Origin of the sequence: Chryseobacterium ureilyticum (assembly GCF_900156735.1) — a bacterium.
Taxonomy (GTDB): domain Bacteria; phylum Bacteroidota; class Bacteroidia; order Flavobacteriales; family Weeksellaceae; genus Chryseobacterium; species Chryseobacterium ureilyticum.
This window is the reverse complement of the sequence record NZ_FTOL01000008.1, coordinates 23164-40045: the sequence shown is the minus strand read 5'-3', so window position 1 is coordinate 40045 and position 16882 is coordinate 23164. Positions and strand designations below refer to the sequence as shown.

18 protein-coding genes are annotated in these 16882 nt (G+C 34.7%); 6 read left to right on the top strand and 12 right to left on the bottom strand.

The genetic code is table 11. The annotated features are described in order from the left end of the window. The first annotated feature begins 37 nt into the window (after positions 1 to 37). Complete coding sequence (locus tag BW983_RS18570; protein WP_076553369.1) at positions 38 to 1177, top strand: aminotransferase class I/II-fold pyridoxal phosphate-dependent enzyme; 1140 nt, start codon at positions 38 to 40, stop codon at positions 1175 to 1177. A 143-nt stretch (positions 1178 to 1320) separates the two neighbouring features. Here BW983_RS18570 and BW983_RS18565 read toward each other — a convergent pair whose 3' ends face one another. The 11 genes from BW983_RS18565 to pdhA all read right to left on the bottom strand — a co-directional run bounded on the left by BW983_RS18565 (position 1321) and on the right by pdhA (position 12993). Further along, positions 1321 to 4053 (bottom strand): sodium-translocating pyrophosphatase, encoded by a 2733-nt coding sequence (locus tag BW983_RS18565; RefSeq protein ID WP_076553368.1) that lies wholly within the window; start codon positions 4051 to 4053, stop codon positions 1321 to 1323. A gap of 317 nt (positions 4054 to 4370) precedes the next feature. Beyond that, positions 4371 to 4982, bottom strand: coding sequence for an inorganic pyrophosphatase (locus tag BW983_RS18560; protein ID WP_076553367.1), 612 nt, complete (start codon positions 4980 to 4982; stop codon positions 4371 to 4373). Between the two features lie 18 nt (positions 4983 to 5000). Beyond that, positions 5001 to 5513: a DUF7935 family protein gene (locus BW983_RS18555; RefSeq protein ID WP_076553366.1), complete on the bottom strand. Its 513-nt coding sequence runs from the start codon at positions 5511 to 5513 to the stop codon at positions 5001 to 5003. Between the two features lie 36 nt (positions 5514 to 5549). After that, the gene (locus BW983_RS18550; protein WP_228409035.1) at positions 5550 to 6446 is read right to left on the bottom strand and encodes a phytanoyl-CoA dioxygenase family protein; all 897 of its coding nucleotides are present in this window, start codon (positions 6444 to 6446) and stop codon (positions 5550 to 5552) included. A gap of 112 nt (positions 6447 to 6558) precedes the next feature. Further along, positions 6559 to 7470, bottom strand: a complete 912-nt coding sequence (locus tag BW983_RS18545; protein WP_084184587.1) for a hypothetical protein — start codon at positions 7468 to 7470, stop codon at positions 6559 to 6561. Beyond that, positions 7467 to 8144, bottom strand: a complete 678-nt coding sequence (gene radC / locus BW983_RS18540; RefSeq protein WP_076553363.1) for a RadC family protein — start codon at positions 8142 to 8144, stop codon at positions 7467 to 7469. Before radC ends, BW983_RS18545 begins: the two co-directional genes overlap by 4 nt. A 17-nt stretch (positions 8145 to 8161) precedes the next feature. Then, positions 8162 to 8920 (bottom strand): DUF6263 family protein, encoded by a 759-nt coding sequence (locus BW983_RS18535; protein ID WP_076553362.1) that lies wholly within the window; start codon positions 8918 to 8920, stop codon positions 8162 to 8164. 12 nt (positions 8921 to 8932) lie between these two features. After that, positions 8933 to 9511 (bottom strand): murein L,D-transpeptidase catalytic domain-containing protein, encoded by a 579-nt coding sequence (locus BW983_RS18530; RefSeq protein ID WP_076553361.1) that lies wholly within the window; start codon positions 9509 to 9511, stop codon positions 8933 to 8935. Positions 9512 to 9525: 14 nt separating this feature from the next. Beyond that, positions 9526 to 10194: an ABC transporter ATP-binding protein gene (locus BW983_RS18525; RefSeq protein WP_076553360.1), complete on the bottom strand. Its 669-nt coding sequence runs from the start codon at positions 10192 to 10194 to the stop codon at positions 9526 to 9528. 112 nt (positions 10195 to 10306) lie between these two features. Then, positions 10307 to 11908 carry a pyruvate dehydrogenase complex dihydrolipoamide acetyltransferase gene (locus BW983_RS18520; protein WP_076553359.1) on the bottom strand — a complete coding sequence of 534 codons (1602 nt, stop codon included), beginning with the start codon at positions 11906 to 11908 and terminating at the stop codon, positions 10307 to 10309. 83 nt (positions 11909 to 11991) lie between these two features. Beyond that, positions 11992 to 12993 carry a pyruvate dehydrogenase (acetyl-transferring) E1 component subunit alpha gene (gene pdhA, locus BW983_RS18515; protein WP_076553358.1) on the bottom strand — a complete coding sequence of 334 codons (1002 nt, stop codon included), beginning with the start codon at positions 12991 to 12993 and terminating at the stop codon, positions 11992 to 11994. Between the two features lie 547 nt (positions 12994 to 13540). Between pdhA and BW983_RS18510 the strand changes: the two genes are divergently transcribed. Both BW983_RS18510 and BW983_RS18505 read left to right on the top strand, forming a co-directional pair. Beyond that, entirely contained in the window at positions 13541 to 14143 is a 603-nt protein-coding gene (locus BW983_RS18510; RefSeq protein ID WP_076553357.1) for a phosphatase PAP2 family protein, read from the top strand. An 8-nt stretch (positions 14144 to 14151) separates the two neighbouring features. Next, positions 14152 to 14640 (top strand): BlaI/MecI/CopY family transcriptional regulator, encoded by a 489-nt coding sequence (locus BW983_RS18505; protein WP_076553485.1) that lies wholly within the window; start codon positions 14152 to 14154, stop codon positions 14638 to 14640. A gap of 30 nt (positions 14641 to 14670) precedes the next feature. On the opposite strand, the gene BW983_RS18500 is transcribed toward BW983_RS18505, so the two are convergent. After that, positions 14671 to 15036 carry an RNA recognition motif domain-containing protein gene (locus BW983_RS18500; protein ID WP_076553356.1) on the bottom strand — a complete coding sequence of 122 codons (366 nt, stop codon included), beginning with the start codon at positions 15034 to 15036 and terminating at the stop codon, positions 14671 to 14673. Between the two features lie 369 nt (positions 15037 to 15405). On the opposite strand from BW983_RS18500, the gene BW983_RS18495 reads away from it, so the two are divergent. The 3 genes from BW983_RS18495 to BW983_RS18485 all read left to right on the top strand — a co-directional run bounded on the left by BW983_RS18495 (position 15406) and on the right by BW983_RS18485 (position 16868). Continuing rightward, complete coding sequence (locus BW983_RS18495; protein ID WP_076553355.1) at positions 15406 to 15819, top strand: DUF6157 family protein; 414 nt, start codon at positions 15406 to 15408, stop codon at positions 15817 to 15819. A 96-nt stretch (positions 15820 to 15915) separates the two neighbouring features. Then, positions 15916 to 16311, top strand: a complete 396-nt coding sequence (locus BW983_RS18490) for an acyl-CoA thioesterase (protein ID WP_076553354.1) — start codon at positions 15916 to 15918, stop codon at positions 16309 to 16311. Further along, positions 16308 to 16868, top strand: a complete 561-nt coding sequence (locus BW983_RS18485) for a helix-turn-helix domain-containing protein (RefSeq protein ID WP_076553353.1) — start codon at positions 16308 to 16310, stop codon at positions 16866 to 16868. Before BW983_RS18490 ends, BW983_RS18485 begins: the two co-directional genes overlap by 4 nt. Positions 16869 to 16882 lie beyond the last annotated feature (14 nt).

Here is a 16882-nt window from a genome sequence, read left to right as displayed (position 1 = left end):
TTGATTTTTTATTACATTTGAAAAAAATGCAAAATTGATGAAAAAAATTCATGAATTTACTCACTATTCATTTTTCACAGAGATGTCTGAGCTGGCGGTAAAGAATGGAAGCTTTGATCTCTCTCTGGGACTTCCTGATTTTGAAATTGATGAACGGTTAAAAGCTTTCTTAAAAGAGTCGGCAGATCTTGATACGCATCATTACGAACCTCTTGCCGGTAATCCTTTATTAATCAACAACATCATTAATTTTAATGCAAAACGAAAAAATAGTATTTCTGTAAAGGCAAATGAAGTAACCATTGTTCCCTGTGCTACTTTTGCTTTATATACTGCCCTTAAATCGATTCTAAATCAGGATGATGAAGTGATTGTGATCCACCCTTCATACTATACTTATGCACCTGCCGTGGTCATGAACGGAGGAAAACCTGTTTATTATGATCTGGAAGTTGATTTTACGATCAATTGGGACTTGTTTAAACAATGTATTTCTGATAAAACAAAGGCTATCATTATTAATTCACCACAAAATCCTACCGGAAAAATATGGAAACAGGAGGACTGGAATCAATTGTACGAGCTTATCAAAAACCGTCATATTTACTTAATTTCAGAAGAGATCTATGACACTTATTGCTATGACGGAACGGAACATTACAGCTCGTTTATTCATCCTGAACTGAAAAACAGAACTTTCTGTATTTTTTCTTTTGGCAAAATGTTTCATACCTCAGGATGGAAAGTTAGTTATATGATTGCTTCCGAAGAATTAACAGCTCTATTCAGATGTCATCAGCAATATATTTCCTACAGTGCTAATGCTCCGGCTCAATATGCTCTGGCAAAGTATCTTGAGATATTTGATCCTGGTGTAAATCAAAAAACAATGCAACGGAAAAGAGATATCTTTAATGAATTACTGAAAGACACTCCATTACAAATCGAACAACCGGCAGAAGGAAGTGTTTTCCAGGTGGTAAATTTCAGAAATGTATCTAAATCGATGACGGATATTGAGTTTTCAAAATGGCTGACAATTGATAAGAAAGTGGCTTGTCTTCCGTTGTCTGCATTTTATAATTCCAGACAAAACTCTGATTATATTCGGTTCAGCTTTGCTAAAAAGGATGAATTGATTATTCAGGCATTGGAACATTTGAGAAAGAATTTATAATGAAAACAAGTTCTTTTTTAGGTTGGAAATCGCAAAGTTTTTTAAAACCATAATTACAATATCTTAAATTTCTTAGTGTCTTTATTCTCCCCGACAATATATACAGAAAAAGCACCGCCAATGCGATGCTTTAGTATTATTTATTAAAGAGCCAGAACTCTTACATCAATTCTTCGGTTTTTAGCCTTACATTCATCCGTATCGTTAGCTTCACAAATCGGATGTTGCGAACCGTATCCCTCTGCTTCTACTCTATCTGCGGCTATTCCAAGCTCCAATAATTTAAGTTTTGCAGTTTGTGCTCTTAAATTGGATAATTGTTGATTTCCTTCTTCATTACCACTATTATCGGTATAGCCACCTAGTTTTATTTTAAGATCCGGATAGGCATTTAAAATTTCGGCAAGATTATTCAGCTGCATCTCATAGCCTGCTTTTAGATCACTTGATCCGGTTTCAAAATAAAGATTCTCAATGGTATACCATTTATTGGCATCCAAAATAGATTTATCTTTTTTATCTACAGCATTATAAAGTTGGTATAATTGACTTGTCTCTCCTAATTCTATTGTTTTTCCACCTTTTAACTTTACTTTTCTAAGATTTCCTGTTTCATACACAAAATCTCCGCTTTCGTTAAGATGTCCTTTTATTTCTCCCGGAATAGCTGGAGCTATAAGAGTAGTTGATCCCGAGGAAGTTCCTGTACTGGTAACACCCGTTAAACTCTCTATTTTAGCTTGCCTGTTGGCTTCAATTTTATCTTTATGTAAAACAGCTAATGTCGGAGCAATAACCAATGAAACAATAGACATCAGCTTGATCAGAATATTCATAGAGGGTCCGGATGTGTCTTTAAATGGATCTCCAACTGTATCTCCTGTTACTGAAGCCTTATGAGGTTCTGAACCTTTATAATATGTTTGTCCGTTGATATCTACGCCTTTTTCAAACGATTTTTTGGCATTATCCCAAGCACCCCCTGCATTATTTTGGAACATTCCCATTAATACACCGCATACTGTAGCTCCGGCAAGAAATCCCCCAAGTACTTCCGGACCAAAAATAAATCCGATTAATAATGGTGAAATAATCGCAATAGCTCCCGGCATCATCATTTTTCGGATCGATGCATCTGTAGAAATGGCTACACATTTTTCATATTCCGGCGTGGCTTTACCTTCTAATATACCAGGAATTTCACGGAACTGTCTTCTTACTTCCTCTACCATTGCCATGGCTGCCTGTCCAACTGCTGTAATAGCTAATGAAGAGAATATAAACGGAATCATTCCTCCTACAAATAATCCAGCCAATACATCAGCTCTGTAAATATCGATACCGTCAATTCCTGCAATTCCTACGAAAGCAGCAAATAGAGCAAGCGCCGTTAACGCTGCGGAAGCAATCGCAAATCCTTTTCCTGTAGCAGCTGTGGTATTTCCTACCGCGTCCAGAATATCTGTTTTTTCACGAACTTCTTTTGGTAATTCACTCATTTCGGCAATACCTCCTGCATTATCTGCAATAGGTCCGAAAGCGTCAATAGCAAGCTGCATCGCTGTAGTTGCCATCATTCCGGCTGCGGCAATAGCAACACCGTATAATCCGGCACATAAATAGGATCCATAAATACCTCCAGCCAATACAATGATCGGCAGTAAAGTGGACTCCATCCCAACGGAAAGTCCTCCAATAATATTTGTTGCATGCCCGGTTGAAGACTGTCTCACAATACTTGAAACCGGTCTTTTCCCCATTGCTGTATAATATTCTGTAATAATACTCATTAAAGTACCTACCACCAATCCTACCATGATCGCCCCGAAAACTCCCATTTTGGTAAATTCATGTCCTCTGAGAATCATTTTATCAGGAAGAATGTAAGTTACCAGGAAATAAGAAGCTATTGCTGTAATCACAATACTTCCCCAGTTTCCAAGATTAAGAGCGTTTTGTACGCTGGATGTGGAAGAACCTTCATTATCATTAATCTTTACAAATAAAGTCCCTATCATTGAAAAAATAATTCCAGTTCCAGCAATCAGCATTGGTAAAAGAATAGGTGCAAAACCTCCGAATGAATCATCCGAAATAGTTTCTCTTCCCAAAACCATGGTTGCCAAAACCGTTGCAACATACGACCCGAAAAGATCGGCGCCCATTCCGGCAACGTCACCAACGTTATCACCTACATTATCAGCGATTGTAGCAGGGTTTCTTGGATCATCCTCAGGAATCCCGGCTTCTACTTTCCCTACAAGATCAGCACCTACGTCTGCAGCTTTGGTATAAATTCCGCCTCCTACTCTTGCAAAAAGGGCAATGGATTCAGCTCCCAGAGAAAAACCTGTAAGAATTTCGATAGTTTTTTCCATTTCATGGGAATCTACGGTAGCATCAGGTGCAAAGATCTGTTTAATAATAATAAAAAGTGCTCCTAAGCCTAAAACAGCTAATCCAGCAACCCCCATACCCATCACAGAACCTCCGGTAAAGGAAACTTTAAGTGCTTTTGACAGTGAAGTTCTAGCAGCTTCTGCTGTTCTTACATTCGCTTTAGTTGCTATTTTCATTCCAATAAAACCTGCTGAAGCGGAAAATATAGCTCCCATTACAAAGGCAATTCCTATACTCCAGTGTGAATTGGCATTAGTAGTTCCCATCACAGCCAATAGAATGGCTACCACTACTACAAAGTAGGTTAAGATTTTATACTCAGCTTTTAAAAAAGCCATCGCCCCATCAGCGATATACCCACTGATAGTCTTCATCTTTTCATTCCCGGCATTTTGTTTATTGACCCAACGGCTTTGAAGAAATGTATAAAGCAAAGCTACGACACCAAAAATTGGCACTAACACAAATAGATCCATAGTTTAATATTTTTTTGGTAATAGAAAATTAAATATAATAAATAATTACCATGAAAGCATTAAAAAAACAACAGACTTGCTATTGAAAACCCAAATAATATTAAATATGAAAGACTATTTTCAGGAAATCCGACGGCTTTAAAATCAATAAGAAAGCTTATGGAATGAAGGCTTGAAAGATTTTTTTTAAATTTTAAATCATTAAGATTTATAAAGATAAACTTTACTTGGTGAAAGCACGGTTTATTTTAAATTTATTACAAAAAAAGGATAAACAGTTTCCTATTTATCCTTTTTATATGATTATTCAGAGAATATTATCCTCCGAAATTTTCAGCGTAGTCTGCTTGAGAAGCTTTGATAACTTTTCTTGCGTGTTCTGCTCCGTATACTTCCTGAATTCTACATTTTGCAGGTTCATCCGGTAAGTTTTTATACGTTAAAAAGTAGTGCATCAATCTTTTTACTTCTGCTTCAGGTAGTTCAGAAACATCTCTGAAATGTCCAAACGCGTGGTCATTGATCATTACAGCAATAATTTTATCATCAGCTTCACCACCGTCGATCATTTTGAAACCACCGATTGGAATAGCCTCCATCAATAAGCCTCCAGCATGAATGTTGTGAGAGCTTAAAACACAAATATCAAGTGGATCATGATCTCCCATCGTCACATCATCTGCCCCTGCTTCTATAGCAAGTTTCATTACTTCCTTGTCACAATATGTTTTTGGAACAAATCCATATAAAGCTGGAATAATGTTAGAGAATTTCTGTGGTCTGTCTACTTTTAAATATCCTGTTTCTTTATCTACTTCATATTTAATAGTATCTGAAGGAACAATTTCCACAAATACGTTTACAACATTTGGCGCATCTTCTCCTGCAGAAATTCCGTGCCATGGATGTGCTTTAAAATTTGGAATCATTATTTTATCTCTTATTTTTTAAGTTATTATTAAAATTTCTTTTCTTAAATCTTCTATAGTTTCAGCAATATAATCGTTGCTTTCCATATAATTCATGATGAAGATAGTCTTGAACTCATCAAGCTGTACTTCTCCTTTCAAACCGTCATATGTTTTGTGAAGCAATTCAATAATTGCATTTTTTGAATCTACGATATTCTTCCATGAATTCTTCGTTACATAAAGCTGTTGTGAGGAATTATATTCAAATTCTTCGTTGATCGCTTTCTCTGTAAGGAAAATAAATTCATGAACGGCAAGTCCTCTGTCAAATCTCTGAATAAGATTGGATGGTTTTATTCTGTCAAGAAACAGGGTCATCCTTTCGTAGGAATGTGCTTTATTCTCTGAATTTGATTTCACAGTAAGCAGTTTGATTTCCTGATTTTTAAGGGTAATATACGAGTGTACAAATTGTCTCAGCAAAACCAAAAAAGGAATTGCAATGATTAATGCAAATGCATACGGTAGGTATCCTGAAAAACTCGTCATAATTTTAGGATGCAAAATTACTAATATTTTCTGATATTACAGTTCAAATAGCGCAGGTCTTTGCGTAACTTCATGATAGCAAACGCTGTTTTCATCAAAAAAGTGATATACCAGGCTTTTTCGGGTTCTGTTTTTATCTGTGTGAGGCTCTCCTCCATGAAGAATATTGGCATGCCAGATCAGCATATCTCCTTTTTTTGCTCTGAAAATTTCTTTTTTCAAACCTAGTTCCTGTACTTTATTTTCAAGAAATTCTTCATAAGCCTTATAACTTTTCTTTCCGATTTTAAGAGGTGTACCTTCATTATCATAATCAGAATTAAGGAAATAAGGCAGCTTATGACTTCCTGGAATATAATGTAAAGCTCCGTTATTTTCATCTACATCTTCTAAAGCAATCCATACTCCTAAAAGTCCGCCTAAAGGATAAGTCGTCATATGAATACTGTCTGAATGGGTCTTCTGCTGGCTTCCGTTAATAAAGTTTATACTCTGAAATAACTTCGCGTTACCATCTAATAAAACGGACAAAAAATCCAGTAATTTCTTATCATTTCCAATATTTCGGAGTATTTCTGAATGATGAATAGCAAAGACTAATTTTCCTCCGTAACGAAATTTTAATGTTCCGTCATTGACAAGTTTATCAATCTCCACATTGATTTTGTCAGCAGTATCAGGGCTTATAAAATTTCTTAGGATCATATAGCCATTATCGTCATAATGAAGAGCACTTTTTTTATTTTCTTCTGATAAGCTATTAAAAAAATCTGTTGAAGAAAGTTTATCCTGAGCAATACTTCTTTGCGTCTGTGGAAGATGGGCAAAATCTTTACTCGAGATACTTGAAAAGTAATTTTTGTTGATTCCGTATTTTTTATATAATGGAATATTATGCTTTAATTTGTTCTTTTTGAAAAAGTTATAAAGCATATATGATAATTTATAGCGACGAATTTGCTCTAACATAACGGTTATTATAAGTGTTTATAAAGGTACGGAATAATACTTAATTAGAACCAATCTAAACAATAGTTTTCATGGTTTAAAAAAACTTACCTCTCGCTAAAAGAATTCCCAATTTCCTAAAGAGTTCTTTCTTTGATCTTTCAATAATTCCATAGGGTTTCAGTTCGGGACGGAATCCTCTGAAAAATTCTTCGATATTGGGAATATCTCCTCCTTCGAAATCAAAACTATTGTTTGCAATAGTTTCTTTAATTTTCGTATCAATCAATACTGATGCTCCTGATAATTTCACATATTCTTTATCACTAAAAGTTCCTAAAAGGGCAACTGTATTACAATCTGAATAGGTTGCAATCGCATTTATTATTTTTCCATGATAATAGAATGCATGAAATTTAAGATAATTCTTATGGTAAGAAATTTCAAAAATCTGTAAAAAGCTGGATAAATCAGTCTCTTTCCCTAAGCCAATAATATTGGATTCTATAAATAGCTTGACTTCTTCATAGGAAACTTCTTTAATTTCCGAATGGTCTAAAACCTCCTGATCCAATCGTAATTTTCTTTTTCTCTTCGGAGAATACCTTGCATATACCTTTTCGTAAGATTCAGGATAAATCAAAAAATTTTTCTTTGTTCTAAAGCCTTCGCTTAGTTTATTCCCATCATTAAATGAGTAAATTCTTATCAGGTAATGATCTTCCAGATAGTTTAAAAACTGTATATTAAGCTGTAAATCATCTTTTTTTGAGAAAACACCTAATTGCTGACAAAGTTTAGGATTATGAACAATTTTAACTCCATATTTTCTTACAAAGGGTATAGGCATTACTGCTTCATAGTCTTTATACACTAATATTTCCCACTGATCTCTTGCTGTAATATCTAAAAAGTCTCTGGTTGCAGAGTATTTTCTCTGTTCGGAATTTTCCAGACATTGAGTATATTTTTCAAAATCAATTTCATTGTATTTCAATCTTCTAATCATAATAATCCTGCGTCAGAAAAGCTAAAATATGAGTTTTGTGTAATAATAATATGATCGAGAAGCTGGATGCTTAATACATTCCCCGCTTCTTTTATTTTTTGGGTGATATTAATATCTTCTTTGCTGGGTTTAAGACTTCCTGAAGGGTGATTATGGGCAATAATGATTCCCGTTGAAAAATGTTCCAGAGCGGTTTTAAACAAAACTCTTACATCTACAATGGATTGACTTATCCCTCCTTGCGTCAGCTGTGAAATGTGGATGACTTTATTGCTGTTATTAAGAAAAATTGCCCAGAATTCTTCAGTTCTTAAATCTGACAATTGATTTTTAAGTATAGCATATGCATCGTGGCTATTACCTATTGTTGGTTTTTCAGGAATTTCCTGCCCGGCTCTTCTACGTCCAATTTCCAGTGCCGTAATAATTGAAATTGCTTTAGCCTCACCTATTCCTTTGAATTTCATTAAATCCTTTACGGAAAGAAGACTTAGTTGATGCCAGTTATTATTTACAGAAGCTAAAATTTTTCTTGCTAATTCTACTACGCTTTCTTCCCTGCTTCCACTTCCCATAATAATGGCAAGAAGCTCAGAATCGGAAAGAGCATTCTTTCCTTTCTGCAAGAATTTTTCACGCGGTCTGTCGTCTTCGGCAAGAAATTTTATTGACATTGAATGTATTTAAATGATTAAAACCCGTCTATTTTGGGTGTAATGGTAAAAGTAGCCTTTCCTCCTCCAATCTGTACAGGCATATTTCTTTCCGCAGAAACTAAAGTTTTTGTTTTACTGTCAAAAATATACTTTCCCTCAATATCGGAGTCTTTCATCATACCACCTCCGCTCAGTTTTGAGTTGACTGTAATTTCAATTTTATTATCTTTTATTCCTTTATAAGTATAATTATTGGAAATAGACATCGCCTTTACGATGGGATTCGGGGTAGTATCCTGCCACTTAAAACCGCTTTCTACTGTCTCTTTAGGAAAAACCACTGGGATAATATTATATTGATCTAAATGTAAATCATTGGGAACCTCTTTAGTAAACTTTTGTTTCTCAAGAATTTTACCATATTTATCTATCTTAAATGTAAAAGGATTGTTGAGCATTGGTTTAAATTCCTCCCCCATTCCATCATCTGAATTAGAGCTTTCTCTGGAATCATAGTGAATTTCTTCCCCAAACATTTTTTGATTGTAAGTCATTCTTACAATTTCTCCTGTCATATAATAATTTGAATCTCTATCTACAGAATCTATAGTATATTTAACTTCCGTAGCATCATTCATTCCTCCATTTCCGTTTCCTTCAGTAGAGGTAGAATAAATTAATGTCTGCTCAAAACCTTTTTGAAGATTAAGTGATAAATTTTCTTTTTGAGCATCTTTTTTCCCACATGATACAATCATCATCAGAGAAATAGAAAGGATAGATATTTTTTTCATCGTTATTAGTTTCTAATAAAATGCATATAGAATAATCGGTTGCTGTGATCTATCAATATGCTTTGCTGATTCCTTAAAAGCATTTATTGAAAGCATCGGACAGCCTAAACTCAGACATGCCGGATTTTGGGATTCCACATCGGGAACACAATGTAATGAATGAAGAACAATAGCTCTCTGCATTGCATTGCTATTGGTTGTATCCAAGCCTTTTAAACGATAGGATTTACCGAATTGTCCAATATAGCTTTTCCCAATTGCATATTTTCCCAAAGAAGATTGGTATGAGCCTTCAACATTACTAAATTTTAAAGCATTTGATCCCGAAACTACTGAACCTGAACCGTGAGATACAACAGCTTTATATTGTATTTTTTCATTTTTCAGATCATAAATAAAGTACCGATATTTTCCAGATGGAATCTTAAAATTGATAAAAATAGCCACATTCTGATTGTATCCTTTATCTTTAATATAGTTTTTAATTTCTGTAATTCTTGTAGAAGGTATATTCTCAACACTTCCTTGCTGAGACTCCGCTTTTGAACAGGAAATTAAAAGTATAAAAAGGAAAATAAAGTGTTTCATCATCTGCTTAATTGCTGCTATTCTACAATCATTCCGTCTTTCATAACAAGTTTACGGTCTGTAATTTCAGCAAGATTAGGATTATGCGTTACAATTACAAATGTTTGGTTGTACTTATCTCTCAAGTCAAAAAATAATCTGTGAAGGTCATCCGCATTTTTTGAATCCAGGTTTCCTGTAGGCTCATCAGCAAAGATAATTTTTGGAGAATTGATTAAAGCTCTTGCTACAGCTACCCTTTGCGCTTCTCCGCCGGAAAGTTGATTCGGCTTATGATTCAGTCTCTGCTCGATTTTCAAATCTTCAAATAAAGCATATGCTTTTTCAATAGCTTCTCTTTCATTGGCGCCGGCAATTCTTGTAGGAAGTAATACATTTTCCAAAGCAGTAAACTCAGGAAGAAGTTGATGAAACTGAAATACAAACCCAATATTTTGATTTCTAAATTTGGATAACTGTTTATCATTCATATTAATAAATGATTCTCCGGCAATTTCAATTTCAGTATCATATTTTCCAGATTGGGTAGGATGGTCCAAAGTTCCTAAAATCTGCAGCAATGTTGATTTACCTGCTCCTGATTCTCCTACAATAGAAACTACCTCTCCTACTTTGATGTGAATATCAACTCCTTTCAGTACTTCTAAATTCCCATAAGATTTATGGATATTTCTTGCTTTAATCATGATTCAAAAATAGTAACATATTGTCGATTTTACAACAAATTGTAATAACATTATTTGTATTAAAACAAAAAACCTCCCAATTTGGGAGGTTTTATTATTTTCATTCTAGAAATTACAGTAACAATGTTAATGGATTTTCCAGATATGTTCTTAAGGTTTGTAAGAACTGAGCACCTGTAGCACCATCTACTACTCTGTGGTCACAAGCTAATGAAAGTTTCATTGTGTTTCCTACTACGATTTGGCCATTCTTAACGATTGGTTTCTCAATAATAGCTCCTACTGAAAGGATTGCAGAGTTTGGTTGGTTGATGATACTTGTAAATGTTTCAATTCCGAACATTCCAAGGTTAGAAATAGAGAATGTAGATCCTTCCATTTCGTTAGCCTTAAGACCTTTGTTCTTAGCTCTTGAAGCCATATCTTTTACAGCTGCAGAAATCTGAGTGTAAGACATTTGGTCTGTATTTTTCAATACAGGAACTACTAATCCGTCAGGAATAGCTACTGCCACACCAACGTTGATATTTCCTCTGTGAATGATCTTATCTCCAGCCCAGCTTGAATTTACCTGCGGGTGCTTTCTTAAAGCAATTGCTGTTGCTTTAATGATCATATCGTTGAATGAAATTTTTGTATCTGGAATAGAATTGATCTCTTTTCTAGCTTCAATTGCTTTATCCATATTGATTTCAACCATCAGATAGTAGTGAGGAGCAGAGAATTTACTTTCAGAAAGACGTTTCGCGATAACGTTTCTTACTTGTGAATTTGGAGTCTCTGTATCTTCTCCTTGTACGAAGCTTACAGTAACTTGAGCAGCAGCATTTGCAGCCGGAGCTGAAACAGCTGGTTTCGCCTGAGATGGCTGATAGTTTTCAATATCTTTTTTAACGATTCTTCCGTTTTCACCAGAACCTTGAACAGCATTAATGTCAACTCCTTTATCCTGAGCCATTTTCTTAGCTAATGGAGAGATTGCCACTCTGTCAGAAGATGAAGTATTTGCAACCGGAGCAGCTTTTTCTTCAGCTTTAGCTTCTGTTTTTTGTTCAGCTGGTTTTTCAGTTGACTGAACAGCAGCTTTCGGAGCTCCTACCGCTGAAACGTCAGTTCCTGCAGGACCAATGATTGCTAATACTGAATCAACCGGAGCAGCACCACCTTCTTCTACACCTTGCTTCAATAGTATACCATTGAATTCAGATTCGAAGTCTTGTACCGCTTTATCTGTTTCGATCTCAGCAAGAAGATCACCTTCTTTTACTGTATCGCCTACATTCTTGTGCCATTTCGCCACTTTACCTTCTGTCATTGTATCAGAAAGTCTTGGCATTGTGATTACTTCTACTCCTGCCGGAACTTCTGCTGAAGCAGTTTCCACAGTTTCTGTTTTAGGCTGTTCTTCTGATTTTTTTTCTTCAGAACCTGCACTGGGAGCAGCAGCTCCACCTGTTAATCCTGAAATATCTTCTCCTTCATTACCGATAATTGCTAAAACTGAATCCACAGCAGCAGCAGCACCTTCTTCTACACCTACGTATAAAAGGGTACCTTCTACTTCAGATTCGAAATCCTGAACAGCTTTGTCAGTTTCAATTTCAGCTAAAATATCTCCTTCCTTTACTTTATCTCCTACTTTTTTATGCCATTTCGCCACCTTACCTTCCGTCATAGTATCGGAAAGGCGGGGCATCGTAATTACTTCTGCCATAATCTATATTGATTTGAGATTTGAGATTCGAGATTTGAGAATTCGGAAATTTCAAATTTCAAATTTCAAATTAATTTTATTTATTAATTTTCTAATTTGTCTAAGAATGGATAATTCTCCTGAGCATATACATACTCATAGATTTTCTCTGCATCTGGATATGGAGAGTTTTCCATAAATTCGATACACTCTTCAACAAAATCTCTGGATTTGTTATCCATAGCTTCCAATTCCTGTTCAGTAGCCCATCCGTTTTCAAGGATTCTGTGTTTTACCAACTCGATTGGATCATCATTTTTGTGAACAGCTACTTCTTCTTTAGATCTGTAAGGCTCAGCATCAGACATAGAGTGTCCTCTGTAACGATAAGTTCTTGCTTCGATGAACGTTGGTCCATCCCCTCTTCTAGCTCTTTCAATAGCTTCGTAAGCAGCTTCAGCTACTTTTACAGGGTCCATTGCATCTACAGCAAGACAAGGCATTTCATATCCTAATCCTAATTTATAGATATCTTCGTGGTTTGCAGTTCTTTTTACAGAAGTTCCCATTGCATATTGGTTGTTTTCTACAACAAATACTACAGGAAGTTTCCAGTTCATTGCCATGTTGAAAGTTTCGTGTAATGAACCTTGTCTTGCAGCTCCGTCTCCGAAGAAACAGATGTTTACAGCTTTTCTGTCAAAATATTTATCTGCAAAAGCAATACCTGCTCCCAAAGGAATTTGTCCTCCAACAATACCATGACCTCCGTAGAAACGGTGCTCTTTGCTGAAAATGTGCATAGATCCACCCATACCTCCAGAAGTTCCGGTAGCTTTACCGCAAAGTTCTGCCATGATTCTCTTAGGATCTACTCCCATCGCCATTGGATGGATGTGACATCTGTAAGCAGTAATCATACTATCCTTTGTAAGATCCATTGCATGTGTAAACCCGGCAGGGATAGCTTCCTGTCCGTTATACAAATGTAAAAATCCTCTGATCTTTTGTTTTAGGTAAAGAGAACGGCATTTGTCTTCAAACCTTCTCCACATTGTCATATCTTCATACCACTTCAGGTATACCTCTTTAGAAAATTCTTTCATGTGTTAGCTCTTGCTTTTTTATGATGAAATAGTTGAGCAAAATTATGAAAAAAACTTTGTTTTTATTCTATACATAGATAACTTTTCGTTTTTTCTGTAAAATCTATTTGCAAGCGGAATGGATTATTCTTAATTTTCGACCCTTAGAAATACTCATACCGCAGTATTCCATTTGCTATTTTCTTATTACAATTTCTAAGCAACCAGCCTATATCTAAGGCTTTATCTATATAAAAAATGAAATGGCACATTAAAAAAAATATCACATTTTATTCTATGATTTTTTTAATCTTTAATTATTGTTAACATATCTTTTGGGCATTTCTACAACCTCTTTTCGTGTGAAAATTCCGCAAATCTTTAATTTTCGTGTTCTATATTTCCATAAAAAACCTCAATAACATTCTCATTTGAATCTTAATCTCAGATCTTTCTTTATTGCAATAAAAGCCCAACCCTTATTTATTATTATCACATATTGAGCATCTGCAGGTGTTCATTTGTTTTTTGAGCTTATAATCTTATATTTGACATTTAAACTTTTTATATGGAAGAAAAACAGACTTCACTTCTCCACAAAGTCTCCAAGGTTATCTCTGACTTCTTCAATCCCTTGGTGTCATTGATTATCTTTTTTGTGTACATGAGTATCAAACAGTATACTACTAAAGAATCTTTCCTTTATTTTCTTCCTTTATTATTAATGATTATTGTCCCTATCATTATTTGGCTGGTATGGAATGTAAAAACAGGAAGGTATACCAATATGGATGTTTCCAACAGGGTTCAGAGAAAAACTTTATATATTTTCATTGCTGCCTGTGTCATCACTTACCTTATCTTTAATTATATCAGAAACGGATATCTTGATCTGGTTATGCTGTTTATTTTAATATTACTTTTTGCGCTACAGATCAGCAATTTTTTTATTAAAAGCTCTATGCATACTGCCTTTAATATATTTGTAGCAGCATTGTTTTTCACACTGGACTGGAAAATGGGAATTGTCTGGCTGGGAATTGCTATTTTAGTGGGAGTTACCAGAGTTATCTTAAAAAGACATACCGTAAAAGAAGTATTTATGGGTGCAGGAATAGCTTTTATGGTATCTTTTATCTATCTTTATTGCAATATACAATTTCAACATTAGAAGAATACATGAAAATTAATCATCTTACTGCCGCAGAAGAAAACTTTATGAAGCTGTTTTGGAAAATGGAATCTTTCTATCTGAAGGACGTTATGGAGCAGCATCCGGAACCGAAACCACATCAAAATACTGTTTCCACATACTTGAAAATATTGGTTGAAAAGGGATATTTATCTACTGTAAAAGAAGGGAGAATCTTCAAGTACACAGTACTTGTTCCGTTTGAAGAATATAAAAGGTTCTTATTAAAAGAACTTTCACACAACTTTTTTAATGATTCTGGAAAGGAAATTCTTGAGTTTTTATTTAAAGAAAATTTAATCTCACAGGACGATCTTAAAGGCTATTTTGATCTTAAGATTGAAATCAAACCTACAAAAGTAAAAGTGGTAGAGCCGAAGTTTGAAGTTGCTGAAGAGATATTAAATCCGAAGAAAGAGAAAAAGGTAAAAATCAGCAAAGAAAAAGAGAAAAAGAAGAAGAAAAAGAAACCATAAAAAAAGCGGCTTAAAGCCGCTTTATATTTTTTACCAACGATTTCCGCCGCCGTTACCACCACGGTTACCACCGCCGTAGCCACCGCCACCATTTCCACGGTTGTTACCACCGTAACCTCCGCCTCTGTTGTTATCGAAGCTTCTTCTTGGCTTCTCTTCTCTTGGTTTAGCTTCAGATACGTTTAATGTTTTTCCGTTGAATTCCTTCTGGTTAAGAGCTTCAATAGCTTGCTTACCCTCTTCATCACCCATTTCTACAAAACCGAAACCTCTTGATCTTCCAGTTTCTCTGTCTGTAACGATTTTAGCTGATGATACGTCACCAAATTCTGCAAATAGATCGTGCAACTCATACTCTTTAGTTGCGTAATTGATGTTTGAAACAAAAATGTTCATTTTGAATAAATTAAAAAATTAATAAAAATTTGGTATATAAAAGAAAAACAACATAAATTAATGAACAAATATTGATTCCAAATATAAACGTATGCAAGATACAATTAAAAATGTCAAATCAAAGCTTTTTTTTAGATGTTTCTCACATTAGTTTGAATTTGCCATTACAACAACCTGAATAAACCAGTTCAACCAACTGAAAAACAATATTTTAAACCACAAAAAAGTCGAAAAGTTAAAATTAGTTAACATAATAAATTTATATTAACAATATATCTAAAATTACCCAAAAACCGTCAATCAGAAGATATTTGAAAGTAGTAAGAATAGTATTACATTTAAATTTTGTCCTCAAAACCGTCATTCACTATGAAACAACACACCACCAATTATATTAATACACTTATTCAAACCGCAGAAGACTGTCCCGTTTCCCAGGCACAAATCCCGCCTGAAAAGAAAGAGAAAACTCTCGCCAATCTTCAATACGAACAAATCAGTAAGAATCCTTACAAATACTCTTCCGATGACATTATTTTCGAATGCTATGCTTTTAAAAATGATATTTCGGAAAGTGAAAAACAAGAGAAAAGAAATATATTTTTTTCCAAAGGACAAGCCTGCCTTAGATCCTCACCTCTTGCAAAAAGATATGGCTTCGGCATCCATCATAATAAAGAAGGTAAAGTTGCAATATATCCTGTAGAAAGTGAAGAATACCAAAAGTTATCCAACGATCCTTCCGTTACAAAAACAAAAGCAATGCGCTCCAAAAGAAAATGATTGAGAAAATGAATAGTTTTATTTTGATCAATAAATAGTATTCTTTTGTCATGAACGGCTTTAAACACTAAATTTGTACTGCAAATTATTAAGAACATGAACTATCATACAAGAAAATGGGTAAAACCCGAAGACCTAAATCCTAATCACTCTCTTTTTGGAGGAAGATTGTTACAATGGATTGATGAAGAGGCTGCATTATATGCCATTATTCAACTGGAAAATACAAAAGTGGTCACAAAATTCATTTCAGAAATCAATTTTGTAAGCTCGGCAAAACAAGGAGACATTATAGAGATAGGAATTGAGGCAATCCATTTTGGATCATCTTCTATTACACTAAGATGTGATGTACGAAACAAAATGACGCATCAAACTATTATTACGGTTGATAAAATAGTAATGGTAAACCTGGACAGTGACGGAAACCCTGCACCACACGGCAAAACACAAATAGAGTTTGTAAAAGACAGGCTAAACAGTGAATTATGAAGATCTTCATAAAGAATATGGTCTGTAGCAGATGCATTGCTGCTGTGGAAACGATCTTCGATAATGCCAATGTAAAAACAAGTTCCGTCATTCTCGGAGAAGTTGAGACAGAATCAGCAGTTCCCGTAATGATCATGCAGTCTATTGAAGAAAAACTCCTGCAAACCGGTTTTGAAAGAATCATGGATTCTGCTCATCAGCTTGTAGAAAAAATTAAAAAGCTGATCATTGTAAAAGTGAGTGAACTTGATATTGATGAAGATTTCATTCTTTCTGAGTTTTTAAGTTCAAAGCTTCATAAAGACTACAGTTCCCTTTCAAAAACTTTTTCACAGAACGAGAATATTACTCTGGAACAGTTTTTCATTCTTCAAAAAATAGAAAAGGTAAAAGAGCTTCTATTATATAATGAATTCAATCTTACTGAAATTGCTGGAAAACTGGGCTATAAAAGTGTACAACATCTTTCTACCCAATTCCGTAACGTAACAGGATTTACGCCTACTGAGTTCAAAAAATTAAAAGTTCACCACAGAAAACCTTTGGACAATCTTTAATTGAGTTTGAGGGT